Consider the following 1,056-nt stretch of genomic DNA (forward strand, 5'->3'; position numbering starts at 1 on the left):
CTGGGCGAGGATACGGAGACGGTGGGGAGCGCGTAGAGTGCTGACAATTGGAAAGAGAGGGCCGTTGCCAGCCCTCTCTCTTAAAGGCTAGGCTTAGGCCGCCTTATCCTCATTGTCATTGCCCGGAGAAACCGGGATTTTAAATGCCCGCTTCCCGAACTGACGCGCATAAATCTTCGTACCATCAGGCTTCGTGATCGACGCGCGAAAGATGTAAGTCGTGCCGTCAGGAGGCTGCTTACCATCATGGGTCATCTGGATTTCTCCTTTGTAACCCGGTTGACCAGCAGCTATCTTGAAACTATGTAGAAGTTGTTCAGGCTCTACAAGTTGCCGATTTGGCTGCCGTACTCCATCTACGGCGAACCCTAGATCACCGCTGAAGTTTCGACGCCCTCCGCCCTCGCGAGAGGGCGTTTTGCGTCATAGTGACTCATATAGAATCCAATACACTCACAGTCAATCATAGAGTGGACTCCGCACTCAAAAATTAAGATTCTATTAACCATGAATTCTGTTATCGTGTGCCTCGTCAGGATATTTGAATTATGAGGCATTGAGTGAACGCGATCGCAGGAATTGACGCCATGGCCGCGAACTTCGATGATATCTTGAATGAACGTGAAGCCCTGCTGCGGCAACGCGCCGACATTGATAGGCGCTTGCGCCTCATCGAAGACTTCATCAAACTGAGTCAAAAACTCCGAGTGTCTCCTGAAGTCACACAGGACCTGTTCTCACCCACAGAGCCCGCGAGGGGGAGCGCTCGCGAGAGGAACGTGTTATCCCCCGCAACAATCACTGGCTATGTGCGACAGGTTCTTATCGAGGCTGGCCGACCTTTAAAGCGCGGGGCGATTCTACGCGAACTGGATCTCCGAGATGTTCCGATTGTCGGCGGAGACCGTGCTAAAGTCCTTGGAACGATGATTTGGAGAGCCAGGCGCGATGATGGTGAACCTGCGTTCGAAAACACGCCGAAAGGATATTGGCCGTCAGACCTCCCGATGCCTGAATGAATAAGCCCCGCTCCGGCGGGGTTTTTGTTTCAGGCCC

Annotated in this window: 2 protein-coding genes; one reads left to right on the top strand and one right to left on the bottom strand. The window is 53.0% G+C overall.

Features of this window, described 5'->3' with window-relative positions:
* Nucleotides 1-93: 93 nt before the first annotated feature.
* On the bottom strand, nucleotides 94-255 hold the full coding sequence (locus DES43_RS22605; protein WP_166647821.1) for a hypothetical protein: 162 nt from the start codon (nucleotides 253-255) through the stop codon (nucleotides 94-96).
* A 332-nt stretch (nucleotides 256-587) separates the two neighbouring features.
* Here DES43_RS22605 and DES43_RS22260 point away from each other — a divergent pair, with 332 nt between their 5' ends.
* Nucleotides 588-1,019, top strand: a complete 432-nt coding sequence (locus tag DES43_RS22260) for a hypothetical protein (RefSeq protein WP_208110879.1) — start codon at nucleotides 588-590, stop codon at nucleotides 1,017-1,019.
* Nucleotides 1,020-1,056: the final 37 nt, after the last annotated feature.

The sequence above is a fragment of the Aquamicrobium defluvii genome, assembly GCF_004363725.1.
GTDB classification, from domain to species: Bacteria; Pseudomonadota; Alphaproteobacteria; order Rhizobiales; family Rhizobiaceae; genus Mesorhizobium; species Mesorhizobium defluvii.